The 23003-nt window shown below is 71.9% G+C and carries 17 protein-coding genes and 22 pseudogenes; 22 read left to right on the top strand and 17 right to left on the bottom strand.

What is annotated here, in order from left to right:
* Positions 1-13: 13 nt before the first annotated feature.
* From FF86_RS51280 to FF86_RS51220, 18 genes and pseudogenes are all read left to right on the top strand, one after another.
* Positions 14-359 (top strand): annotated as a pseudogene (locus tag FF86_RS51280) (hypothetical protein); the annotation flags it as partial.
* Between the two features lies 1 nt (position 360).
* Positions 361-581 (top strand): annotated as a pseudogene (locus tag FF86_RS51275) (hypothetical protein); the annotation flags it as partial.
* Between the two features lie 722 nt (positions 582-1303).
* Positions 1304-1630, top strand: a complete 327-nt coding sequence (gene rpsF, locus FF86_RS17880; protein ID WP_255354222.1) for a 30S ribosomal protein S6 — start codon at positions 1304-1306, stop codon at positions 1628-1630.
* A 63-nt stretch (positions 1631-1693) separates the two neighbouring features.
* On the top strand, positions 1694-2227 hold the full coding sequence (locus tag FF86_RS17875; RefSeq protein ID WP_044885637.1) for a single-stranded DNA-binding protein: 534 nt from the start codon (positions 1694-1696) through the stop codon (positions 2225-2227).
* Positions 2228-2277: 50 nt separating this feature from the next.
* Complete coding sequence (gene rpsR / locus FF86_RS17870) at positions 2278-2514, top strand: 30S ribosomal protein S18 (protein WP_009741495.1); 237 nt, start codon at positions 2278-2280, stop codon at positions 2512-2514.
* Positions 2515-2525: 11 nt separating this feature from the next.
* Positions 2526-2972, top strand: a complete 447-nt coding sequence (gene rplI, locus FF86_RS17865) for a 50S ribosomal protein L9 (protein WP_044885636.1) — start codon at positions 2526-2528, stop codon at positions 2970-2972.
* A gap of 725 nt (positions 2973-3697) precedes the next feature.
* Positions 3698-5076 (top strand): annotated as a pseudogene (locus FF86_RS66920) (DnaB-like helicase N-terminal domain-containing protein); the annotation flags it as partial.
* A gap of 1 nt (position 5077) precedes the next feature.
* Positions 5078-5464, top strand: a pseudogene (locus tag FF86_RS51265) (LAGLIDADG family homing endonuclease); the annotation flags it as partial.
* A 1-nt stretch (position 5465) separates the two neighbouring features.
* A partial coding sequence (locus tag FF86_RS51260; RefSeq protein ID WP_396229932.1) for a replicative DNA helicase occupies positions 5466-6292 on the top strand: 827 nt, incomplete at its 5' end.
* A 143-nt stretch (positions 6293-6435) separates the two neighbouring features.
* Positions 6436-6670: pseudogene (locus tag FF86_RS17855) on the top strand (antibiotic biosynthesis monooxygenase family protein); the annotation flags it as partial.
* A 1-nt stretch (position 6671) separates the two neighbouring features.
* A pseudogene (locus FF86_RS51255) lies at positions 6672-6780 on the top strand (antibiotic biosynthesis monooxygenase); the annotation flags it as partial.
* A gap of 30 nt (positions 6781-6810) precedes the next feature.
* Positions 6811-7986 (top strand): collagen-like protein, encoded by a 1176-nt coding sequence (locus tag FF86_RS17850; protein WP_044885634.1) that lies wholly within the window; start codon positions 6811-6813, stop codon positions 7984-7986.
* 111 nt (positions 7987-8097) lie between these two features.
* Positions 8098-8360 (top strand): annotated as a pseudogene (locus FF86_RS51250) (dihydroxy-acid dehydratase); the annotation flags it as partial.
* A gap of 1 nt (position 8361) precedes the next feature.
* Positions 8362-9088, top strand: a pseudogene (locus FF86_RS51245) (dihydroxy-acid dehydratase); the annotation flags it as partial.
* Between the two features lies 1 nt (position 9089).
* Positions 9090-9135: pseudogene (locus FF86_RS51240) on the top strand (hypothetical protein); the annotation flags it as partial.
* A 40-nt stretch (positions 9136-9175) separates the two neighbouring features.
* Positions 9176-9244: pseudogene (locus FF86_RS51230) on the top strand (hypothetical protein); the annotation flags it as partial.
* A gap of 1 nt (position 9245) precedes the next feature.
* Positions 9246-9334, top strand: a pseudogene (locus tag FF86_RS51225) (hypothetical protein); the annotation flags it as partial.
* A 1-nt stretch (position 9335) separates the two neighbouring features.
* A partial coding sequence (locus FF86_RS51220) for a dihydroxy-acid dehydratase (RefSeq protein WP_242418972.1) occupies positions 9336-9951 on the top strand: 616 nt, incomplete at its 5' end.
* Between the two features lie 45 nt (positions 9952-9996).
* Here the strand turns inward: FF86_RS51220 and FF86_RS51215 are convergent.
* From FF86_RS51215 to egtA, 6 genes and pseudogenes are all read right to left on the bottom strand, one after another.
* Positions 9997-10536 (bottom strand): annotated as a pseudogene (locus FF86_RS51215) (L-histidine N(alpha)-methyltransferase); the annotation flags it as partial.
* Between the two features lies 1 nt (position 10537).
* Positions 10538-11094, bottom strand: a 557-nt coding sequence (locus tag FF86_RS51210) for an L-histidine N(alpha)-methyltransferase (RefSeq protein WP_242418971.1), incomplete at its 3' end; no start/stop codon positions are given.
* A 43-nt stretch (positions 11095-11137) separates the two neighbouring features.
* On the bottom strand, positions 11138-11971 hold the full coding sequence (gene egtC / locus FF86_RS17835; protein WP_044885632.1) for an ergothioneine biosynthesis protein EgtC: 834 nt from the start codon (positions 11969-11971) through the stop codon (positions 11138-11140).
* 4 nt (positions 11972-11975) lie between these two features.
* Positions 11976-13271, bottom strand: a pseudogene (locus FF86_RS17830) (ergothioneine biosynthesis protein EgtB); the annotation flags it as partial.
* A gap of 1 nt (position 13272) precedes the next feature.
* Positions 13273-13487, bottom strand: a pseudogene (locus FF86_RS62670) (hypothetical protein); the annotation flags it as partial.
* On the bottom strand, positions 13394-14674 hold the full coding sequence (egtA, locus tag FF86_RS17825) for an ergothioneine biosynthesis glutamate--cysteine ligase EgtA (protein ID WP_277912938.1): 1281 nt from the start codon (positions 14672-14674) through the stop codon (positions 13394-13396). The gene egtA and the pseudogene FF86_RS62670, both read right to left, overlap by 94 nt.
* 643 nt (positions 14675-15317) lie before the next feature.
* Here egtA and FF86_RS17820 point away from each other — a divergent pair.
* From FF86_RS17820 to arfB, 3 genes are all read left to right on the top strand, one after another.
* Positions 15318-16109, top strand: a complete 792-nt coding sequence (locus FF86_RS17820) for a nuclease-related domain-containing protein (protein WP_044885629.1) — start codon at positions 15318-15320, stop codon at positions 16107-16109.
* Positions 16110-16194: 85 nt separating this feature from the next.
* Positions 16195-16341, top strand: a complete 147-nt coding sequence (locus FF86_RS17815; RefSeq protein WP_009741505.1) for a DLW-39 family protein — start codon at positions 16195-16197, stop codon at positions 16339-16341.
* 88 nt (positions 16342-16429) lie between these two features.
* Positions 16430-16864, top strand: a complete 435-nt coding sequence (gene arfB / locus FF86_RS17810) for an alternative ribosome rescue aminoacyl-tRNA hydrolase ArfB (protein ID WP_044885673.1) — start codon at positions 16430-16432, stop codon at positions 16862-16864.
* A 19-nt stretch (positions 16865-16883) separates the two neighbouring features.
* On the opposite strand, the pseudogene FF86_RS66915 reads toward arfB, so the two are convergent.
* The 11 genes and pseudogenes from FF86_RS66915 to FF86_RS17785 all read right to left on the bottom strand — a co-directional run.
* A pseudogene (locus FF86_RS66915) lies at positions 16884-17075 on the bottom strand (molybdopterin oxidoreductase); the annotation flags it as partial.
* A 1-nt stretch (position 17076) separates the two neighbouring features.
* Positions 17077-17206 (bottom strand): annotated as a pseudogene (locus FF86_RS66910) (molybdopterin oxidoreductase); the annotation flags it as partial.
* Between the two features lie 150 nt (positions 17207-17356).
* Positions 17357-17581: pseudogene (locus FF86_RS51205) on the bottom strand (ABC transporter permease); the annotation flags it as partial.
* Position 17582: 1 nt separating this feature from the next.
* Positions 17583-17896, bottom strand: a pseudogene (locus tag FF86_RS51200) (ABC transporter permease); the annotation flags it as partial.
* A gap of 1 nt (position 17897) precedes the next feature.
* On the bottom strand, positions 17898-18211 hold a 314-nt coding region (locus FF86_RS66905; RefSeq protein ID WP_396229931.1), incomplete at its 3' end, for an ABC transporter permease.
* A pseudogene (locus tag FF86_RS51195) lies at positions 18208-18764 on the bottom strand (ABC transporter permease); the annotation flags it as partial. The pseudogene FF86_RS51195 and the gene FF86_RS66905, both read right to left, overlap by 4 nt.
* A 1-nt stretch (position 18765) precedes the next feature.
* Positions 18766-19057: pseudogene (locus FF86_RS66900) on the bottom strand (ABC transporter permease); the annotation flags it as partial.
* 39 nt (positions 19058-19096) lie between these two features.
* Positions 19097-19217 (bottom strand): annotated as a pseudogene (locus FF86_RS62665) (hypothetical protein); the annotation flags it as partial.
* A gap of 1 nt (position 19218) precedes the next feature.
* Positions 19219-20368, bottom strand: a 1150-nt coding sequence (locus FF86_RS17790) for a spermidine/putrescine ABC transporter substrate-binding protein (protein WP_242418970.1), incomplete at its 3' end; no start/stop codon positions are given.
* Between the two features lie 71 nt (positions 20369-20439).
* A pseudogene (locus FF86_RS51190) lies at positions 20440-20723 on the bottom strand (spermidine/putrescine ABC transporter ATP-binding protein); the annotation flags it as partial.
* 1 nt (position 20724) lies between these two features.
* On the bottom strand, positions 20725-21786 hold a 1062-nt coding region (locus tag FF86_RS17785; RefSeq protein WP_396229930.1), incomplete at its 3' end, for an ABC transporter ATP-binding protein.
* Between the two features lie 277 nt (positions 21787-22063).
* On the opposite strand from FF86_RS17785, the gene FF86_RS17780 reads away from it, so the two are divergent.
* The gene (locus FF86_RS17780; protein WP_052681129.1) at positions 22064-22966 is read left to right on the top strand and encodes a maleylpyruvate isomerase family mycothiol-dependent enzyme; all 903 of its coding nucleotides are present in this window, start codon (positions 22064-22066) and stop codon (positions 22964-22966) included.
* Positions 22967-23003: the final 37 nt, after the last annotated feature.

Below are 23003 nucleotides of genomic sequence, written 5' to 3'. Positions count from 1 at the left end.
CGCGGATCAGCGNCATCGCCTTCGGCGTGGCACTCGCCGTGCAGTACGTCGTCGGCCGGCGTGCCGCGGGACGGCCGGTGTTCGCCTGGCCGGCGCTGTCGTTGGCCCTTCCGCCGATCCCGGTCCTCGCCTACCTGGGCTACCTGCGCGCGCACACCGGCGGCTGGAGTGCCTATACCGACGCCATGCGCGACGGCTGGCACCGCGGCACCGACTGGCCCTGGTCCGGATGGGCGGCCACCTGGGCGTCGGCGACCGACGGCAACGGGGCGTCGACCTTCGTGTGGTTCTGGCGGGGGGAGCTGCTCGCGGTGGTCGTCGGCGTGCTGCTGACGGTCGTCCTGCTGGTCGGCCGGAGGNGGGGGGAGGCAACCTTCGTCGGCGTGATGACCACGATCATGGCCTGCACGAACTACTACGCCTCGGGGATCCGCGGAATTCTGGTCGCCTTCCCGCTCTACCTACTGCTCGCGCGGGCCGCCGCGCGCAGCCCCCGGGTCGCGCCGGTGTATCTGTTTCTGTGCGTCCCCGTGATGGCGGCGCTGGTCATCGCCTTCACCCAGGGTCAGTGGGTCGACTGACCCCGCCCGACGCGTTGGATGTCGGTGTGGCGGTACGACCCTCCGGACGGGGGATGCGCGACGATGTCGTTGACGCGTGTGTCGCCGCGTCGGGGCCAAGCGACGAAAGGGGCGATGCGGTGGATACCGGGGATCCCCGGCCGGGTCGGCCTGACGTCGNATTCGGGGCCGGCGTGGACGCTTCTTCCGGTGAGGGCCGCCCGGACGGCGGCAGCTCGGATGACGGCAGCTCGGATGACGGTCGCTCGGACGGCGCCGCGGGCATGGGTCCGCGCTCCTACGCCCGACTGGCGGCCGGGCTCGCGGGCCTGGCCGCGCTCGCGGTGCTCGGGCTGGCGATCGCGGATCCCNCTCCGTCGCGGCACCTGCGCGGGTTGCTCGTCTCGGTTGATCTCGTCTGCCTGGCCGGGGTGGCGGCCGCCTGGCTGCGTGTAGTCCTGGTCGTCGGGGCGCCCGGGATGCCGAAAAGGATCGAGTAAGCTCGTCGGGACACGCCGTGCGTCGGCGCACGCGTCTGTTCGCTGGTCAGCCGGTGATCTCGTCGGGATCATCAGCCTGCCGTGAGCGGCCGTAGTGCACTGCTGGTCGTCCGGATGTGCCGGTGGGCGATCCTTCCTGGATTCGCGCCGCCGCGCGCGTCCGCGGCGACGCAGATCCGTTCCACGGCTCCTCCTGCCACGGAGAATCCGTGGCCGCTGAGTCCACAGGAGGTGGGTTCAACCTTGGCACGTCACTACGAACTCATGGTGATCCTCGTATCGGATCTCGAGGAACGCACCGTTGCGCCGTCTCTCGACCAGTACCTCGGCGTCGTCCGGCAGGGCGGCGGTGTGGTCGAGAAGGTCGACATCTGGGGTCGGCGCCGGCTCTCCTACGAGATCGCGAAGAGCAACGAAGGTATCTACGCGGTGATCGACCTGCACGCGGAGCCGGACGTGGTCGCCGAGCTCAACCGTCAGCTCGTCCTGAACGAGTCGGTCATCCGCACGAAGGTCATCCGGCTTCCCGAGCCGAAGAAGCCTCGCCAGAGCCGCCGGGTGGCGGCATGACCCGGTCCGCGGCGACGGCGATCTCCTCGCCTTCGCGGACCGCCGACATCCGGGAGGGCGCCCGTGGCCGGTGAGACGATCATCACCGTCGTTGGCAACCTGACCAGCGACCCCGAGCTGCGGTTCACGTCGAACGGCGCCGCGGTGGCGAGCTTCACCATCGCCTCCACGCCGCGCACGCTGGACCGCCAGACCAACGAGTGGAAAGACGGCGAGGCGCTGTTCCTGCGCTGTTCCATCTGGCGTCAGGCCGCCGAGCACGTCGCCGAGTCGCTGCAGAAGGGCGCCCGGGTCATTGTCACGGGCCGGCTCAAGCAGCGCTCGTTCGAGACTCGCGAGGGTGAGAAGCGCACTGTGATTGAACTCGAGGTCGACGAAGTCGGCCCCAGTCTGCGTTACGCGACCGCCAAGGTCGTCCGCGCCGCCCGCGGTGGCGGCAGTGGCGGTGGCGGTGGCTACAGCGGCGGTGGCGGTGGCGGTGGCGGCTACGGCGCGCCCGCCAGCGTCCCCTCCGGCGCGCCGGCCGGCGGAGTCCCCAATGATGATCCCTGGTCGCAGCAGCCGGCCGGTGGCTACTCAGACGAGCCTCCGTTTTGAGCGGGCGCTCGTCGTCCTCGCGGTCGACACAACGAGGTAGGAGCACTTCCGTGGCCAAGGCGGCCGTGCGCAAGCCCAAGAAGAAGGTTTGCGTCTTCTGTAAGGACAAGGTCGAGTACATCGACTTCAAGGACACCTCGCTGCTGCGCAAGTACATCTCGGACCGGGGCAAGATTCGCGCCCGGAGGGTGAGCGGCAACTGCAGCCAGCACCAGCGCGACGTGGCGACGGCGGTGAAGAACAGCCGCGAGATGGCGCTGCTGCCCTACACCGCCTCGGCCCGCTAGGGGGTGGCGGGATGAAGCTCATCCTGACCCAGGAGGTCCCCGGCCTCGGCAGCCCGGGTGACATCGTCGAGGTCGCCAACGGCTACGGGCGCAACTACCTGGTGCCGCGCAAGTACGCGATCCTCGCGACGAAGGGCGCGGAGCGCCAGGTCGAGCAGATCAAGCGGGCCCGCTCGGCTCGGGCGGTCCGTGACCTCGGCCATGCCCAGGAGATCGCCGGCCAGCTCGGCGGACTCAAGGTCGAGCTGATCGGCCGGGCCGGCAAGGAAGGCCGGCTGTTCGGCTCGGTGACGGCGGCCGACGTGGTCGACGCTGTCACCGCGGCGGGCGGTCCCGAGCTGGACCGTCGGCGCGTCGAACTGACCACGCCGATCAAGTCCCTCGGGGCGTACACGGTCGCCGTGCACCTCCACCCCGAGGTGACCGCGTCGGTGAAGCTTCAGGTCAAGAAGGCATAGGACCGGCGGCACCGCCCTCGGGAGGCGGCATTGCCGCCTCGCCGGCGAGGCGCGGATGCCCCGGACTGACGAACTCCCCCGGCCGAACCACCCCAGCGGTGGTCCTCGGTCCGGGGGAGTTCGTCGTTGCGGGACCGGTCCGCGACGAACTTTCTTCCGCCCCGGTTTATCCACAGGATGCGGGTCGGCTGTGCTTGCTGCACCTGCGGACCCTCGGCCTCGTGGTCCTTGTTTTCCACAGGGTGTGAGCCGCTGTCCCGAGCTCCTCCCCAGGTTCCGGCAGGTTACCCACAGCTTTTCCACATGGGCCTGTGGATAACTTTTTGGTGGGGGTGCTCGTCGATCCGTATGGTCGGACCCTCCAGACTGGGTCCGCCGGACTCGCCTGGCCAGCTCGGCGGCCGCTCACCAGGTACACGGGTCGCGTAGCGGTGCGACCGGTCGCCGCGTGGCGCCTCGGTCGGAACGGACTGCCGAACCGGATCGCCGAGGCAGGGACGCCGAGGCAGAAACGCCGAGGCAGAAACGCCGGTGGGGCGAGCAGTCGAGGGTGGGTCGGTCGAGGGTCCGGCGGTCGGACGGCCGCCGGACCGGACGCGGCGTGACGGGGGTCGACGGATGGCCGAGATCTGCTGGACGTGGCGGCGTGGCCCGTTGACCGCAGCTCTGATGTGTACGAACATGTGTTCGAATCTGGATCTGCGGGAGAGCGGGGAGGGTGCGTCGTGAGCGTCACCGAGATCTCGCGCGGAGGCGCAGGCGGCGGCGCGGAGTTCGAGCGGACCCCGCCCCACGACCTTCCGGCCGAGCAGAGCGTGCTCGGCGGCATGCTGCTGTCGAAGGACGCCATCGCCGACGTCGTCGAGGTCCTGCGGATGGCGGACTTCTACCGCCCGGCCCACGGACTCGTCTACGAGGTCATCGGCGACCTGTACGGCCGGGGCGAGCCCGCCGACGTCATCAGTGTCGCGGCCGAGCTCAGCCGCCGCGACCTGCTGGAGCGGGTCGGCGGCCCGGGGTACATGCACACCCTGATCTCGAGCGTGCCCACCGCGGCGAACGCCGGCTACTACGCGCGCATCGTCGCCGAGAAGGCGATCCTGCGCCGCCTCGCCGAGGCCGGCACCCGCATCGTCCAGCTCGCCTACGGCGCCGCCCCCGACGTCAGCGACGTCGTGGACCGTGCTCAGGCCGCCGTGTACGAGGTCACCGAGCGGCGGTCGAACGACGACTACCTGCCGCTGGGAGAGCTGCTCAACCCGGCCCTGGAGGAGATCGAGTCGATCCAGGGCCGCGGGGAGGGCGCGCTGACCGGCGTGCCGACCGGCTTCGTCGACCTCGACGAGCTCACCAACGGCCTGCACGGCGGCCAGCTCTGGATCGTCGCGGCCCGCCCGGCCGTCGGTAAGGCGCTGGCCCTCGGCACTGCGCTCCCTACCCCGACCGGCTGGACCACGATGGGCCGCGTCGCCGTCGGCGACATGCTGATCGGTGCCGACGGGCGGCCGACGCGTGTGGTCGCCGCCACCGACGTGATGCACGGCCGGCCGTGCTACGAGGTCGAGTTCTCCGACGGGTCCGTGATCGTGGCGGACGGACAGCATCAGTGGATCACGCAGACCTGGGCGGAGCGTCGCCGTGACGGCACGGTTCGTTCGGGCTCCCGCGCCGCGACGCTCACCAGACCGGTCACCACGGAGGAGATCGCTCGCACTCTGCGTTGTCGGACTGCCGATCGCCGGTGCAACCATGCGGTGCGTATCGCCGGCCCATTCCAGTTGCCGGCGGTCGACCTGGCGGTCGACCCCTATGTGCTGGGAGCCTGGCTCGGTGACGGAACGTCGGCCTGCGCGAGCCTGACCTCGGCTGATCCGGAGATTCCCGAGGAGATCCGGCGCCGGGGATACGAGGTCGTGGGCAGCACCAGTGCGAGGTATCGCTATCGACTGGGGCTGCGGCGGTCCGCGGTGACCGAGAGGGCCTGCATGGTGTGCGGGCGGCCGTTCACCAACGCGATGCCCGGCGTCCGCACCTGTGGCCAGTCCTGCGGGGGCAAGCTGCGTTTCCTCGCGGAGCCGCTCCCGGCTCGATGCTGCGTGGACTGNGGGGGCCGGATAACCAGTTTCGGGCCGCGCTGCCGTTCCTGCCACGCCCGGGCCGGGACGTTGCAGGCCCGGCTGCGCACCCTCGGTGTGCTGGGCGACAAGCACATCCCGGCCGGCTATCTGCGGGCGAGCGAGCAGCAACGCCGTGACCTGCTGGCAGGCCTGCTGGACACCGACGGCACCGTGGCGAGCAACGGGTCGACCGTCCAGTTCGCCTCCACCAACCCGAGGCTGGCCCGAGAGGTGCGTGAGCTCGTTCTCTCGCTGGGCTATCGGGCGACCGTCACGACGAAGCGGGTGCGGGGCAGGTCGGAGGAGACGTCCACCTGTTTCACGGTGAACTTCGCTCCCCAGGATCAGGTCTTCCGGCTTGCGCGCAAGGCCGCCNGACTGCGGCCGACCGGACACCCGACGGTGGCGGTGCGGTACATCACGGACGTCCGACCGATCGCATCTGTGCCGGTCCGCTGCGTCGAGGTCGACAGTCCCGATCACCTCTACCTCGCGGGCGAGACCTGTATCCCGACCCATAATTCGACCCTCGGTTTGGATTTTGCCCGGGCGGCGTCGATCAAGAACGGGCTGACCTCGGTCATCTTCTCGCTGGAGATGAGCCGGATGGAGATCACCATGCGGCTGCTGTCGGCCGAGGCGCGGGTGTCGCTGCAGAACATCCGCACCGGCCGGCTCACCGACGACGACTGGGCGAGGCTGGCCCGCCGGATGGGCGAGGTGGCCGAGGCGCCGCTGTTCATCGACGACAGCCCGCACCTGACGATGATGGAGATCCGGGCCAAGGCCCGCCGGCTCAAGCAGCGCAACGAGCTGCGTCTGGTCATCCTCGACTACCTGCAGCTCATGTCGTCGCCGAAGAAGGTCGAGAGCCGCCAGCAGGAGGTCAGCGAGATCTCCCGGTCGCTGAAGCTGCTGGCCAAGGAGCTCGACGTGCCGGTCGTCGCGATCTCCCAGCTCAACCGCGCCTCCGAGCAGCGGGCCGACAAGCGCCCCCAGGTCTCCGACCTGCGCGAGTCCGGCAGCCTCGAGCAGGACGCCGACGCGGTCATCCTGCTCTACCGGGAGGACACGGTCGAGAAGGAGTCGGCGCGCGCCGGGGAGGCGGACCTCATCATCGCCAAGCACCGCAACGGGCCGACCGGCACCGTCACCGTCGCCTTCCAGGGGCACTACTCGCGCTTCGTCGACATGGCGAACTGACTGCTGCCCGGCCCCGTGCCCAGCCCGGCGCCCACCTGCGCCGGTCGGCGGACCACGATCCCCGGACGGTGACACACTGGGCGCTATGACGACCGGGAACGTGGGGACGACCGGGAACATGCAGCACATTGAGGAGACGTCCGGTGAGTGACGGCGGGAACAGCGGGCCCGAGGCGTCGGGCGTCCTGGAGATCGCCCACTTCGACGTGCAGCCCGGCACCGAGGAGAAGTTCGTGGCCGCCTATCAGGAGGTGCGCACGGAGGTGGTCGGCACGCCCGGCTGCCGGTCCGCGCGGCTGACGCGGGGCATCGAGTCGCCGTCGAGCTTCGTGCTGCTGGTCGAGTGGGACGGACTGGACAGCCACCTGAAGAACTTCCNGGAGTCCGACCGTTTCGTCCGCTGGCGCGCGGCGCTCGGACCGTACTTCGCCGGTCCGCCGTCCGTGGCGCACGGCGTGGACGTCCCGGCCGGTCCCGACCCGGCCTGACCTGCCCCGCGACCGCCTGGACCCCTGACCATGGCAGCGTTCTTCGGGTATCTGTTCGTCGCGCCGTTGACGGCCGGTTTCTTCGGCTTCCTCATCTGGCTGATCCCGGCGATCCTGCTCCGCGAGCAGATCACCAGGTTCCAGATCCGCCCGTTCGCGTTCTTCGTGACCGGCTACGCCTTCACCGGCGTCCTGACCCTCTACCTGCTCATCGCTCGATCCTGGGTAGGGCCGATCGCCGGCACCGCTGCCTCGCTGGGACTCGTCTGGGTGATCCGGGATCAGTGGCGGCGGCGCCGGCCCCTGGCCAGCCGACAGGGGACTCGCCGGGGCGGCCCGCCGCAGCCCGGCCAGCCGGGACCCGGCGGTCAGCAGCCGGTCGGGTACCCCGGCCAGCCGATCGGCCACCCGGGTCAGCCCGGTTTTCCGGCTCAGCCTGGCTATCCGGGTCAGCCCGGCCACCCGGGTCAGGCCGGCTTTCCCGGTCAGTCCGGCTATCCGGGCCAGGTCGGGCAACCAGGCTATCCGGGCCAGGTGGGTCAACCGGGCTATCCGGGTCAGCTCGGGCATCCAGGTTGGCCGGGCCCGCCGGGTCGGCCCGGCGGGCCAGGTCAGCCCGGTTATCAGGGTCCGGCGCCGGCCGCCTACCCGACCGGTCAACCGGGTGGCGGGGTGCCCGCCCCACCGCCAGGCTGGCCTGGCGCGCCGACGGGCGGCCCGGCGGCCGGCGGTCGCGGCGGGACACCTCCGGGGAAGCCGGACGCCCGCCCACCCGGGACCGAGGACGGTCCACCCGGCACGGACTTCCCGGCGATCCCGGACTACCCGCCGATGGCCGAGCAACCATCGGACCTCGACCTCCCCCCCATCCCCGGCTTTCCGCCGATCCCCGACTACCCGCCGATCCCGCCGATCCCGCCGATCCCCGACTACCCGCCGACCTTCGACGCGCTCACGGACCCCAAGGCCGGCCGCGGCGGCGGGGATGATTCCGACCGCCCGGCCGATCCGGCCGATCCGGCCGGTGGGCCGGATGGTGGGCCGGCAACCGGCGCTGGCTCGCCGCCCGGTCCGGCGGGGGGTCGCAATGCCGGTCGCCGGATTGCCGGCTACCCCTGGGCCGCCCCGCCGCCCGGGCAGCGTCCGGGTGGCGCGTCCCCGCGACAGCCGCGGTCGGCACCCGACGAACCCGACTCCGACGGCTGACCGGGCAGTTGCGCAGGGTGGCGTCCGGGATGTGGCGTACCGTCGTGACATCGCCAGTCCGCTGCCGGCGGCCCTCGTCGGGGCGTAGCCGTCGTGACGTCCGAGGTCGAGATGCCCGCTCTCCGCTCCCGTACCACCACGCATGGCCGGAACATGGCCGGGGCCCGCGCCCTGTGGCGCGCGACCGGCATGACCGATGACGACTTCGGCAAGCCGATCATCGCCATTGCGAACAGCTTCACCCAGTTCGTGCCGGGTCACGTGCATCTGCGTGACCTCGGCGCCCTGGTCGCGGAGGCGGTTGCGGAGTCCGGCGGGGTGGGCCGGGAGTTCAACACGATCGCGGTCGACGACGGCATCGCGATGGGGCACGGNGGGATGCTATACTCGCTGCCGTCGCGGGAGATCATCGCCGACAGCGTCGAGTACATGGTCAACGCGCACTGCGCCGACGCGCTGGTCTGCATCTCCAACTGCGACAAGATCACCCCCGGCATGCTGCTCGCGGCACTGCGGCTCAACATCCCGACCGTGTTCGTCTCCGGCGGGGCGATGGAGTCCGGCAACGCGGTGATCTCCGGGGGCACTGCCCAATCCAAGCTCGACCTCATCACGGCGATGTCCGCGGCGGTGAACCCGGAGGTCTCCGACGGCGACCTGTCGACGATCGAGCGGTCGGCGTGCCCCACCTGTGGCTCCTGCTCCGGCATGTTCACCGCGAACTCGATGAACTGCCTGACCGAGGCGATGGGGCTTTCCCTGCCCGGCAACGGCTCGACGCTGGCCACCGCCGCCGCCCGCCGTGAGCTGTTCGTCGAGGCCGGCCGGCTCGTCGTCGACCTGGCCCGGCGTTACTACGAGAAGGACGACGAGGCCGTCCTGCCCCGCTCGATCGCGACGGCGGCGGCGTTCCGCAACGCGTTCGCCGTGGACGTGGCGATGGGCGGCTCGACGAACACCGTGCTGCACCTGCTCGCTGCCGCCGTCGAGGCCGGCGTCGACGTGACGCTCGCCGACATCGATCAGATCTCCCGCACCGTGCCCTGTCTGTGCAAGGTCGCGCCGAGTTCCACCCGGTACTACATGGAGGACGTGCACCGGGNCGGCGGGATCCCGGCGATCCTCGGCGAGCTGGACCGGGCCGGCCTGNTCGACCAGGACACCCACTCGGTGCACGCGGCCAGCCTGNGGGAGTTCCTCGACCGTTGGGACATCCGCGGCGCGGACCCGGCGCCGGACGCCGTCGAGCTGTTCCACGNGGCGCCGGGCGGGGTGCGCACCATCGAGCCGTTCAGCTCGACCAACCGCTGGGATTCCCTCGACACCGACGCGGCGAACGGCTGCATCCNCTCCGTCGAGCACGCCTACTCCGCCGAGGGCGGCCTCGCCGTTCTGTTCGGCAACCTCGCCACCGACGGCGCGGTCGTCAAGACCGCCGGGGTGGACGAGAGTCAGTGGTCCTTCCGTGGCCCGGCGCTCGTCGTCGAAAGCCAGGAGGATGCGGTCGACGCCATCCTGAACAAGCGGGTCCAGGCCGGCGATGTGATCATCGTCCGGTATGAGGGCCCCCGCGGCGGTCCCGGCATGCAGGAGATGCTCTACCCGACCGCCTTTCTCAAGGGGCGGGGGCTCGGGCCCAAGTGCGCGCTGATCACCGACGGCCGGTTCTCCGGCGGGAGCTCGGGCCTGTCGATCGGCCACGTCTCGCCGGAGGCGGCGCACGGCGGCACGATCGCCCTCGTCCGTGACGGCGACATCATCGACATCGACATTCCGACGCGCAGGCTGGAGCTGCTCGTCTCGGACGAGGAGCTGACGCGGCGCCGTGCCGAGCTGGAAGCGGCCGGCGGCTATCGGCCGGCGGACCGGGAGCGCACCGTCTCGGCGGCCCTGCGCGCCTACGCCGCGATGGCGACCTCGGCGTCGACCGGTGCCGCCCGCGACGTCAGCCTCCTCGGCGGCTGACGGCGGGGGCGGCTGGCGGCCTGCCCTCGGGCGGGCTGCCGGGGTTCAGACCGGGGCTGCCGAGGGCGCGGTCGAAGGCGTCGCGAGGGTCACGGCGAAGTCGCCCTCGGGGTCGGTCCACTGCTGGGCCACCGCCCAGCCGGCGTCCGCCAGCTCCGCGGTGATGCCGTCCCGGGTGAACTTCGCGCTGATCTCGGTCAGCAGGTCCTCCCCGCGCTGGAAGTCGATGGCCAGCGCGAGGGAGTCGATGGTCACCCGCTGGTCGCGGACCGCGCGCAGCCGCATCTCGATCCAGGAGTCCGCCGCGTTCCAGCGGGCGACGTGCGCGAAGCCGCGGATGTCGAAGTCCGCACCCAGCTCCCGGTTGATCACGGTGAGCACGTTGCGGTTGAACGCGGCGGTCACCCCGGCCCCGTCGTCGTAGGCGGCGACGAGCCGGTCCGGATCCTTGACCAGGTCCGTGCCGAGCAGCAGGGCGTCGGTGGAGCCGCACTGCTCGCGCAGCGCGCGCAGGAAGGCACCGCGCTGGACGGGCCGCATGTTGCCGATCGTGCCGCCGAGGAAGGCGATGAGGCGCCGACCGCCNCCGGGCAGGTGCGACAGATGCCGCTCGAAGTCGCCGACGACGGCGTGCACGGCAAGGTCCGGGTAGGCGGCGATGAGGCTGCGACCGGCCTGCGTCAACGTGGACTCGTCGACGTCGAACGCGACGAACCGGCGCAGGTCGCCGCCAGCCCGCAGGGCGTCGAGCAGCAGCCGCGTCTTCTCGGACGTACCCGAGCCCAGTTCGACGAGCGTGTCCGCGGCGCAGGCGGCCGCGATGGCGCCCGCGTGGCCGTCGAGGACCGCCCGCTCACGCCGGGTGGGGTAGTACTCCGGCAGCCTGGTGATCTCGTCGAACAGCATGCCGCCGGCGGCGTCGTAGAACCACTTGGGTGGCAGTTCCCGCGGGTTCGCGGTGAGCCCGGTGAGCACGTCGCGGGCCAGGTTGACGGCGCGATCCGCCGCATTCACGTGCCTGTCCAGGGTCAGCCCCGCAGGCGGTGCCGTCCCGGCGACCGTGCCGTCCCTGCCGGCGGCGCCGTCCATGCCGGTAGTGCCGGCGCCACCCGCGGGGGTGGTCGTCGGAGTCCTCGCTGTCATCGTGGCGCCCTCCATCGACGTGGTGCAACCCACAGTAACCGATCTAAGGGATCAAACTACGAAGAGTGACTTTGCGTGTGTCGGCCATGAGGAGATGATGGTCCGGAACGTCGACCCAGCCGGGTTCGTCGTCATCCGGCTCGCTTGTGATCAGGACGCCGTCGGGTTCCACCCGGTAGGACAGGCTGTCCAGCCAGGCGGTCGCCACGAGCTGGGTGCCGTCCGTCACCAGCAGGTTCAGCCGGGCCACGTCGTCGCCGGCCACCGCCGCCGGCTGCGGTGCGGGTTCCGGTCCCGTCCCGGACGCCCAGTCGCCGGCCCACGGCACGATGCCACCCGCCCGCCGGTCCGCGAGCCCGGCGCCGCTCAGGGACAGCACGACGTCGGCCACGGCGTCGGCCAGGGGGCGCTTCGCGGCCCGCTCCCAGACCAGCGCGGCCAGCAGCGCCGAGTCGCACGCGGAGTCGGGCGTCGGCGCATCGGGCCGCTCGCGCAGCAGCGCCCGCACGGCCGCGGGGTCGACGCGCCCGTTGTGGCTGAGCAGCCGGGTCCCATCGGTGAACGGAGCCGTCGAGGACTCCTCCACCGGCATGCCCACGCTGGCGCTGCGCACCGCGGCCAGCACACAGCCGGACGCGATCGCACCCGCCATCGACGCGTAGGAGGCGTCGGTCCACATCGGCACCGCGCGGCGCACCCGGGCCGGCTGCGCGCGCAGCCCCGGGGCGTACCAGCCGACCCCGAAGCCGTCGGCGTTGATCGTGCCGTGCCGCATCCGGCGCGGCGCCCAGGACTGGCGCAGCAGGCTGTGGGGTGCGTCCATGGTCAGCCGCGCCAGGGTGCGCGGCGCTCCGAGCCAGGCGAGGTGACGGCACATCGGTTCAGCCGGCGTCGCGGGCCAGGCGGAAGCCCGCGAAGATCTGGCGACGAATCGGGTAGTCCCAGTTGCGGAAGGTGGTGCGCACGGCCGCGGGATCCGTCGCCCAGCTTCCCCCGCGCAGGACCCGGAACGCCGAATCCGCCCCCGGCTTCGGGAAGAAGACCTCGCTGTACTCGCGGTAAGGATGGGACCGGAAACCCGGGTACGGGGTGAAACCGCTCGCGGTCCATTCCCACACGTCCCCGATCATCTGCTCGGCTCCGCAGGGACTCGCGCCCGCGGGAAAGGCCCCCAGCGGGGCCGGGCCACTCGTGCGATGCCCCAGGTTGGCATGCTCTGGCGTCGGATCGGTGTCCCCCCACGGATAGCGCCGTGAACGTCCGGTGGCCGGGTCGTGGGCGGCGGCCTTCTCCCACTCCGCCTCCGTGGGCAGCCGGCGGCCGGCCCAGCGGGCGTGCGCCTCGGCCTCGTACCAGCAGACGTGCTGGACCGGCTCGTCGAGCGGCACCGGCTCGACCCGGCCGAAGCGCCGGCGCAGCCACACCTCACCGTCGCGCCACCAGAACGCCGGCGCCGTCAGGTTCTCCTGCCGGCGCCACTGCCAGCCCGCGGGCGACCACAGCCGCTCGTCGTCGTAGCCGCCGGCGTCGATGAAGGCGATGTGCGCCCGGTTGGACACCGGCAGGGTGTCGATCCAGAACGCCGGCAGGTCCACCCGGTGCGCGGGCCGCTCGTTGTCGTAGGCCCAGGGCTCGGTGCTCGTGCCGAGCGTGCACGGCCCGGCCGGCACCAGCACCTCGGCGCGCGGGACGGTTCGTCCGGGCGGCGGCGCCTGTCCGGGGGCGAGCAGGGGCGGTCCGGCGCGGAGCTGATGGGTGGCGAGCATCGTCTCGTCGTGCTGGTGCTCGTGCTGGATGACCATGCCGTAGACGAAGCCACCGGCGAGCAGCCGGCGCCGGTCCGCGGCCGGGTCGCCGGGTCTGGCCGGCTCGCCGGGTCCGCCGGTGCCGGGAAGCGGCGGCGCGTCGGCCTCCCCGGGGCCGGTGGGCAGCGGCGCGAGCCGGTCGAGGGCGTCGAGGGTTCGGCCGCGGACCTCGTGCAGATAGGCGCGGGCCTCGGCCGGGTCGAGCAGGGCGAGGCGGATCCGGCTGGCCCGGCTGTGCCGGAAGGCATCGTAGACGTCGTCCAGGCCCGGCCGGGTCGCGGCGGCGTCGCCGAGCGCGCGCACCAGCCACAGGTCCTCGTAGTTGCCGATGTGGGCGAGGTCCCAGACCAGCGGCGACATCAGCGGCGAGTGNTGGCGGACGAGCTCCTCGGCGTCGATGTCGGTGTAGGTCAGCGAGCGCGCCCGCGCGAGGTCGAGCGCGCCGGCCACGGACTGGGCGGTGACCGGCGCCGCCGAGGGTGCCGGGTCCTGAGTCAGGCGACCGATACGCACAGTTGTGCCTCCTCGCGCAGCAGACCGGTCGGGCCGATCAGAATGAACCGCTCGGACAGCTCGTCGGCCGGACATCGGCCCCGCTGTGGATAACGCTCGGCGAACATCTCGACCGCGTCCGCGAGATCGGCGCAGCCGGCGCGGCGCAGCGCGGCGGCGGCCAGCTCCAGGCAGCGCACCGCCGCCAGCCTCAGGGGCTCGTCGGCCATGCCGAGCATCGCCGCCGCCGGCCAGCGCCGCGCCACCGGCGCGCAGGCCTGTGCCGCCCCCTCGGCGGCGACCGGATCGTCGAGCAGGGCGGTGGCCACCGCCACCGCCACCCGCCAGCCCTCCCCCGGCTGAGCGTCGAGGTAGCGCAGCTCCCACCAGCCCCGCGGGCGGACGGGCGGGAACAGCGTCGTCGCGTGGTATGCCAGATCGTCGAGTGTGGGCGCCCGCTCGACCGGGCCCCGCCCGGCGATCCAGTCCCCCAACGTGTGCCCGCCGGTGGCCGCGACGAAGCGGCGGTCCTCGCCGGGCCCGCTGTCGCCCGTGGGGTCGCCGATCATCATCAGTTTCGCCTCCAGCAGGTACCGCGCCCAGCGGCCGGCGAGATCGCCGGGGCGTGCCGCCGCCGCGCCGGGCCCCGCGTCGCCGCCCGCCGCCGGCAGCGCGGGCAGGTCCAGCACGGAGCCGGTGCGGCTCGCGTCGATACCCGACCAGACCGCCTGGCGGGTCGAGCGCCAGCCGGTACGCCGGCCGGTCAACGCCGGAGAGGCGGCGAACATCGCGGTCAGCACCGGCCCGACCGCATGAGCCAGCCGAAACCGGTCGGCCGCCTGCGCGGGCGTGGCACCGAGATCCAGATTCACCTGGACGGACGCGGTCGAGAACATCATCACCTTGCCGGAGGTCCCCCCACCGGTACGGAAGTGCTCCTCCATGGCGGCGTACCGGGACGCGGTGGTCTGGCGTACCCCGGCGCGCAGCGGGTCGACCCCCATCCCGACGATCGCGAGGCCGTCCTCGGCCAGCGCCGCCCGCACCAGGTGCAGATCCGCGGCGGTGGACTGGACGGCGGCGGCGAGCCCGGCCGGCGGACCCGACAGCTCCAACTGGCCGCCGGGCTCGAAGGTGAGCCGGCTGCCCCCCGGCAGGACCGGCCCGGCGGCGCCGGTGGTCAGGCCGGCGATCCGGTCGAGCGCCCGGCGGGTTCGCACGGGCGGGACCGGCCGGTGGACCGCCCGGCTGTCCACGACGAACCACTCCGTCTCGATCCCCACCGACGTTCCGAGGCGCGCGACATCGCCGGCGGGTACCGAGAGCGACCCACCCGCGGGGATCTCGGTCGGGGNGACGCAGCCGGCGGCGAAGGCCCATACCGCGTCGAGGTCGACCGGCCGCTCCGGGTGAGCCGACTCCGGGCGAGCCGGGGCGGATGGCTGTCCGGTAGGCGACTGTCGGCTTGGCGACGGCGCTGCGGGCGACCGGTGGGACGACAGAGGCTCATCGTCCCCGGATCCCCGGAGTGTCACGTGACGTGGCATTCTGCGGCTCCTTCTCGGTGCTACCACCGGCCGGCACGGCGCCCGGTGGCGGCCTTCCCGGGGGATTCTCCCCTNCACGGCCCGCCCCCTACCCGGCGGTCGCGTGTGGTGTCGCCTCGGCCGGTTCGCCGACGGGNGGTATAGATGTGGGTTCAACGTGGTTCTCGCTCGCATATTCCACGCCCCTGACCCTGTCGCTGTTGTGTATTCGATGGAATGGTGACCGGGATGGACCAGAAAGCCGGTAGCGCGCCGTGACGAACTGGCGCCCGACCCGGTCCCGGACCCGGAGACAACGCCGAGCGCGACGGCGTCATGACGGCGCCGGGAGGTGGTGACCGCGGCCGTGTCCGATCGACAGTCAGCGGGACGTTCGGCCATGGCCGAGTACCTGCGGCGCAAGCAGTTGTATTCCGCCGAACGCGGAGATCACAAAGGTCGGGCGCTGGCCACCGGCGGGGCCCTCGCGGTGGGTGCGGCCCTGGTCATCGCCGTGCTGTGCGCCCTCGCCGGGTTGCCCGGCGTCGGAACCGCCCAGCTTGCGGTGCTTGCCGCGCTCGCGGTCGGTGTCGTCGGCGCCGTGCGCTTCCTGCGTACCCCGCCGGAGATCGAGGCCTGGCGCGAGGACGCGGAGGCCGAACGCAGCACCGCCCGCGCGCTCGACCGACTGGTCCGCGCCGGCTACACCGTCCTGCACGATCGTTGCCTGGCGGACTCGGCCGGCAACATCGACCACCTCGTCATCGGGCCGTCCGGGGCCTGGGTGATCGAGACCGACGCCCACCAGGGGCCCGTCCGGCAGAACGCGGCCGGTGTCTGGGCCGGCAAGGTGCCGCTGCGGGCGATGCTCGGCCTGGTGGCGTGGATGGGCGAGGAGGCCACCGCCCAACTGCTCGGCGAGCTGCCGGACGGCTGGCAGCTCGAGGTCCAACCGGTCGTCGCCTTCGCCCGCGCCGAAGTTCCGGCCGGCCTCGCCCTCGTCGAGGGCGTGCTCCTGCTGCCCGCCACCGGGGTGGCCGAGTACGTCCTGTCCGCCGGGGTGGTGCTGCGGCCCATCGACGTGGCGATGCTGGTCGACGTGGCCGAGCGGGCGTTCCCCGCCTACGAGGTGTCGGGGCCGCCGCCGTCCTGGCCCGCCCGCTCTCGGCTGCGCGGACTGCTGCGTCGCTGACCCGTCGCGGACAGGCCGGCGATGGTCGGGATACCGTGGAACGACTGAGCCACCCCCGGCCGAGGACGCCGACGAAGGAGTCGACATGGCGCGCAAGATGACCGTGCTGGCGCTGCTGGCTGGTGCGGGGGCCGCCTTCTCCGCCGCCCGGCGGCGATCCCGGGGCAAGGAGGAGATCGACCTCTGGCGGGAGGCGACGTCCACCACCGGGTCTCCGGCCGGCGGCCGCTGACCGGCAGCGCGGCGGCGGCGCGCCCGCAGCGGCTCGGCGGCGCGGAACTCGCCTGACGTCGCGTCCGTCGTCGGGCACCATGGGAGCCATGCTGCCCCGTGAGATCCCGGTTCGCCCGGGTCTCGTACTGCCCTCGGCCGAGCTGCGCTGGCGGTATTCGCGCTCGTCGGGGCCGGGTGGCCAGTCGGTGAACACCTCCGACTCGCGGGTGGAGCTCTCCTTCGACGTCGCCGGCTCGCCGGCGCTGTCACCGACGCTGCGGCAGCGCGCACTCGCGCGCCTGGGCGACCGGCTCACCGACGGCGTGTTCACCGTCGTCGCCAGCGAGCAGCGCTCGCAACTGCGCAACCGGGAGGCCGCGCTCGACCGGCTGGTCGACGCCCTGCGGGTGGCGACCGCTCCACCACCGCGGCCGCGGCGGCCGACGCGGCCCTCGCGCGGGGCCGTCGAGCGGCGCCTGCAGGCGAAGAAGCAGCGGTCCGCGACGAAACGGGACCGCCGCAGCCGGCCCCCCGACGACTGAGCCCGACGCTGCCGCGTGGTCAGAGTTCGACGATGCCGACGTCGGCGACGAGCATGCCGAGCAGGCCCGTAGGCGCGGCGAGGTGCAGCTCGATGCGGGTCGCGGGGGCCAGATCCTCGACCACGCGCAGCGGGACGTGGACCGAGCCGCGGGCGCCGATCGGGAAGAAGCGCATCGGCGCACCGTCACGCTGCAGGATCAGACAGATCAGNTCGTCGGTCGAGTTGCCGCCGCGAAAGTACAGCGGCTGGGCGGTGACGCCGGCCGGGACCACGTAGCTGAACGCCGGCCCAAGCGGGAACGGCGCGTCCAGCCCCCTGCCCTCGAACGGGACGATCCCCTNCAGGAAGCGGGGCGTGGTGAACATCCCCACCTCCTCCCCTCGAGGCCTGCGCGCTTCCCTCGGGGCCTGCGCACGCAGGCCGTCGGTACGCCGCTGTCCCGGGGATTTTCGCGCGAGCGTGTTTCCGTCATGTTACGGCTGGCTCAGGGTCAGATCCGACGGCGGCGCAGCAGGAGCGCATTGCCGAGCGCGAGCAGCACGCCGACCACGAAGATGATCGTGGCCATCACGTTGACCTGGGGCGGCACACCGACCCGGGTGGCGCCGAAGACCCACAGCGGGAACGTCAGGGTGCTGCCGGCGTTGAACGTCGTGATGACGTACTCGTCGATCGACATCGCGAAGGCGAGCAACGCCCCCGAGGCCACTCCCGGNAGGATGAGCGGCAGCGTGACCAGGCGGAACGTGGTGAACGGGCCGGCGCCGAGGTCGCGTGCGGCCTCCTCGACGGAGCTGTCGAAACCGGCGAGCCGGGCCCGCACGACCACCGCCACGTAGGAGATGTTGAACATGATGTGCGCGATGAGGATGGTCAGGTAGCCCCGCGGCACGCCCATCGTGATGAACAGCGACAGCAGCGACGCGCCGAGCACCACCTCGGGCGCGGCGATGTTGGCGAACATCAGCAGCTCCACGCCGCCACGACCGCGGAAGCCGTGCCGGCCGAGCGCGAGGCCCATCAGGGTGCCNAGCACGGTGGCCACGGCGGTGGACAGCAACGCGATCGTCAGCGAGTTGACCAGCGCGGTGGTGAGGTCGGGGATGGCGAACAGCTCGCCCCACCAGCGCAGGGTGAAGCCGTTCCAGGTGTTGTTGCGCTTGCCCACCCGGTCGTTGAAACCGAACACGATCATCACGATGATCGGTAGCACCAGCCAGAGCAGGATCAGCCAGGTGTAGGCGTGCAGGAGCCGCTCACCCAGCCGCCCGCCGCGCCGGCCGGACCGAGAGCGGCCGTCGCCCGCCGGGTCGAGGCGGGCCGGTGTGGCCTCCAGGATGGTCACCGTGCGCTCAGCTCCAGGACGTCCCTGGTGCCGAGCAGGCGGGCGTAGACGAAGATCCCGACAAGCAGCACGGCCATCAGGATGAACGACACCGCCGAGGCGAGGGGGTAGTCCGCGTTCGTCAGGTAGGTCGTCTGGATGATATTCCCGATCATGGTGGTGTTCGTGCCGCCGAGGACGTAGGCGTTGACGAAGTCCGACGTCGCCGGGACGAACGTGAGCAGGAATCCGGCGAACACCCCGGGCATCGACAGCGGCAGGACGACCCGGCCGAACACCCCCCGGCGGTTCGCGTACAGATCGTCGGCGGCCTCCAGCAGCCGCGGGTCGACCCGCTCCAGCGCCACGTAGATCGGCAGCAGCATGAACGGGAAGAAGTTGTACGTCAGGCCCGCGACGACCGCGAACGAGGTGGCCAGGACGTGGAAGTCGGCCGGCAGCAGCCCGGCATCCTTCAGGTTGCCGAGCACGATGCCGTCGTCGGCGAGCAGGAACTTCCAGGAGACCGTGCGGATGACGAAGGAGACGAAGAACGGCAGGAGCACGAGAAACANGTAGTTCGACTTGTTCCGGCCCGCGTGGAAGGCGATCCAGTAGGCCATCGGATAGGCCAGAAGAATCGTCGCCACCGTGGCGATCAGGCCAAAGATCAGTGAGCGGATGAACTGGGTGTCGTAGGTGGTGATCGCGTCGGCGTAGACGCCGACGTCGAAGGTCTGGGTGAAGCCGTCGACGACGTTTCCGGTCTGCAGGGAGACCGACAGCATGACCGCCATCGGCACGACGAAGAAGATGGCCAGCCACAGCCCACCGGGCAGGACGAGGAAGTAGGGGGCGAGGGCCCCGNCCCGCCGCCTCACCGCGCGCCCGTGCCGACGGTGGCCGTCACGACTGGTAGACCGGCTGGAAGATGCGGTTCCACACGGTCTCCTCGGCGGTGGTCAGCACCCGGAACCGGCTGACCCGGGAGAGCTCGTCCGCGGTCGGGAACAGCAGGGTGGATTTCNCCAGATCCGCCGGGACGTGCTCGGCGGCCTTCGGCACCGGCGTGATGTAGTTGATGTACTCGGTGAGCATTCCGGCGATCTCGGGCCGGTAGACGAAGTCCATGTAGGAGATGGCATCCACCGGGTGCGGCGCGGTCTTCGGGATGCACATGTTGTCCGTCCACAGCAGACCACCCTCGGCCGGCACCACGAACTTCAGGTTCGTGCCGGTGGCGATCTGCTGGTAGACGTCGCCGGACCAGGCCATCGAGATCCACAGGTCCCCGCCGGCCAGGGCGTCGATGTAGGACTGGTCGTAGTACTTGCGGACAATTCCGTCCCGGCGCTGCGCGGTGAGCTTCGCGGCGGCCTTCTTCCAGTCGTCCGGGGTGGATTTCGCCGGATCGACGCCGATGCCGAGCAGAGCGAGGTTCGGCAGATCCTGGTTGTCACCGAACATGCCGACCTTGCCGGCGAACTTCGGGTCGAACAGGTCGTTGTAGCTGGTGATCTCGCGGCCGGTCTTCGCCGGGTTGTAGGCGATTCCGGTGAGCCCGGACTGCCAGGGGATCGTGAAGGCGTTGCCCGGGTCGTACGTCGGGTTCTTCACGCTCGGCGAGGCGTTCGCGGCGAACGTCGGCAGCCTGGCGTGATCGAGCGGCGCGAGGTAGCCGAGCTGCATCACCCGGCTCAGCGTGATGCCGTTGGTGAGCACCATCAGGTCGTAGCCGATCGACCTGCCGGCGGCCAGCGTCGGTCGGATCTGCGCGAAGAACGACTCGTTGTCCTGGATCACCTCCCGGTAGGTGACCTTGATGCCGGTCTCCTTCGTGAAGATGTCCAGCGACGGATGGTCGGCGTCGGTGGAGCCGACGTCCATGTACAGCGGCCAGTTCGCGAAGTCGAGGGTGCCGGCCTTCGTCCGGTCCTTCCAGAACGACGCGGCATCCGCGCCTGCGGAGTCCTTCTTCTCGCCGCTGACGCCGCAGGCGGCGAGAAACGCCGCCCCACCGGCCAGCCCTGCGAACCGCAGCAGACCGCGGCGGCCGAACCGGGCCTGCGTCAGGCCGCGCAGCATCGCGGGGTCCGCAAGCGCCGCGGCGTGCAGATCACCGCCGCTTCGGTGGTTGCCGGAGCGGCCGGTGTCGCCGGGGGTGTCGGGCTGCGTCACGGTGCGCGTTCCTCCGCATCGGGGCAGGCCCGGCCGGTATGCCTGCCGGGCCCGCGTGCTGGTCTGCGCTGTCAGTGGGAGACCCGGTAGGCCACCGGGTCCGTCGAGGTCCCTGCCGCCGGGTCGACCGCCTCGGCCGGGTCGACCGAGGCGGGCAGGGCAACCGCCTCGGGCAGGGCAACCGCCGCAGGCAGGGCAATCGCCTCGGGCTGGTCATCGGCCTCGGGCAGGTCAACCGACTCAGGCAGGACGTAGGAGTGTTCCGGCAGCCAGGACAGCCAGATCTCGTCCCCGCGTTCGGCGATGTTGCTGGCGCCGGTCGAGTTCTGCCAGAACACGGTGATCTCGTTGCCGCNGTGGGTGGCGACCGTGTACGTCGTGTAGGTGCCGAGGTAGACGACCTCGACGATCCGGCCGCGCAGCGCGCAGCCTGGCCCGTCCGGACGGGTCGCCGACATCTCGATCTTCTCCGGGCGGACGGTCAGCTCGACCTGGTCCCCGGCGCGCAGCGGGCCCGTCTGCGGGTGCAGCGGGGCGCTGAGCCGCTCCTCGACGCCGGCGTCGAGGACGACCGTGGGGCGCCCGTCCGGGCCAGCCGCGTCGACCGCGCGCACGGTGCGGCGCAGCAGGTTCGACGTGCCGATGAACCCGGCGACGAAGCGGGTCCGGGGCCGCTCGTAGATGTCGCGCGGCGAGGCGAGCTGCTCGACCCGGCCGCCGTTCATCACCGCGATCCGGTCGGACATCGTCAACGCCTCGCCCTGGTCGTGCGTGACGTAGACGAAGGTGATGCCCACCTCGCGCTGGATGGCCTTGAGCTGGATCTGCATGGTCTGGCGCAGTTTGAGGTCGAGGGCGCCCAGCGGCTCGTCGAGCAGCAGCGCCGCCGGCCGGTTGACCAGCGCGCGGGCCAGTGCCACCCGCTGCTGCTGGCCGCCGGAGAGCTCCCGCGGCCGCCGGTCGGCCAACTCCGACAGCTCGACGAGGTCGAGCATCGACCCGACCCGCTCGCGCAGCTCACGGCCCTTCACCCCGCGCCGGCGCAGGCCGAACGCCACATTGCCGGCCACGTCCAGGTGCGGGAACAGGGCGTAGCTCTGGAAGACGAGGTTGACGTCCCGGCGGTTCGGTGGCACCGCGGTGACGTCGCGGCCCTGCAGCAGGATGCGACCGCGGGTCGGTTCCTCGAAGCCGGCGATCATCCGCAGGGTCGTCGATTTGCCGCACCCCGACGGCCCGAGCAGCGAGAAGAACTCGCCCGACCTGATCTCAAGATCGACGCGGCTGACCGCCGGCACCGCCCGGCCGCGGGACTGGTAGTCCTTGGCCACCCCGACCAGCTCGATCGCCGCCGGCACCCCGGTCGCGGCGTCGCGGATGTCGGCGTCGCCGGTCACGGTGTCGCCGGTCGCCGTCACGTCGTCACCACGGGCATCGCTCAGCTCGCATCCGCCCTCGGCCTCCGTCTGTCGCCCATCCCGACACCGCAATGACCTGACGGCGCTGTCCAGTCGGGTTCGACCCTCCCAGCAGCCTCGCGGGACAGCAAGGGATCGGGCGGTAAAGAGTCTGTGTCGCGACTGATTCAATTGTGATCTTGATATGAAGCCGGGCTTTCCTGCGATGTTCGGACCATCGTCACGGGAATGGCGTTTCGCCTGGCGTATCGCCGCCCGCAGGGGGCACGGTGGGAGCATGGCTGCCCCGTCATCTCCCCGACCATCCGTCCTCGGTGTGCCCGAGGCCGACGCCGACGCGGCTGCCGACCGTGAGTTCGGCCCGGTTCTCGGCGGCGTGGGCCCCGACCCGGGGCCGGCGCAGGAGTCCGGCATCGAGTCGTCGGCGTCGTCCGCGGCCTGGTCCGCCGGCCCCGACTACCTGCCCTCCGTGGTGCCGCACGACCGCCTGGCCGGCTGCGCCGCCGCCCACCGTCGGCTGCTGGACCTGGTGGAGCGGGTGGACGACGACGCGCTGCGCCGCCCGTCGGGGCTGCCCGGGTGGACTGTCGCCCACCTGCTCACCCACCTGGCTCGTAACGCCGAGGGCCACAGCGGGATGGTCGAGGCCGCGACCGGGGGCGACGTTCGCGACCAGTACCCGGGCGGTCAGGAGCAGCGCGACGGTGACATCGCCGCCGGCCGCGACCTGCCCGCCGCCACCGTGCGGGCCGAGGTCGCCGCCGCCGTCGTGCGGTTGGAGCGGGCCTGGGACGCCGTCCACGTCGACGTCTGGCGCACCGGCTTCGGCCGGGTCAGCACGTACGGCGTGACGACCCTCGCCGATCTGGTCTTCCTGCGGTGGCGGGAGACCGAGATCCACCTCGTCGATCTTGCTCTCACCGACCTCGGTGGCCCCCGCTGGGCGGATCTGAGCCCCGCCTACGTCGAGGTCGAATGGGCCTGGGCCGTGCGGGGCCTGCCGGCGCGGCTGCCGGCGGAGGTGACCGTCCTGCTCGCACCGGGCGACCGGCCGTCGACCGCGGTCGGGCGGGGGGATGAGCTGGTCGTCGTCGACGTCCCGACCATCCCCGCGCTGGCCTGGCTGACCGGCCGCGACCCGGGCCGTCCCGAGTGGCCCGCGCTCGGCCCCTGGTGGTGACCGGCGGGAGCCCGCCGCCGAGAGGCGACCGCCCGGG

This window comes from Frankia sp. CpI1-P (genome assembly GCF_001421075.1).
GTDB lineage: Bacteria > Actinomycetota > Actinomycetes > Frankiales > Frankiaceae > Frankia > Frankia torreyi.
This window is presented reverse-complemented; position numbering and strand designations above follow the sequence as displayed.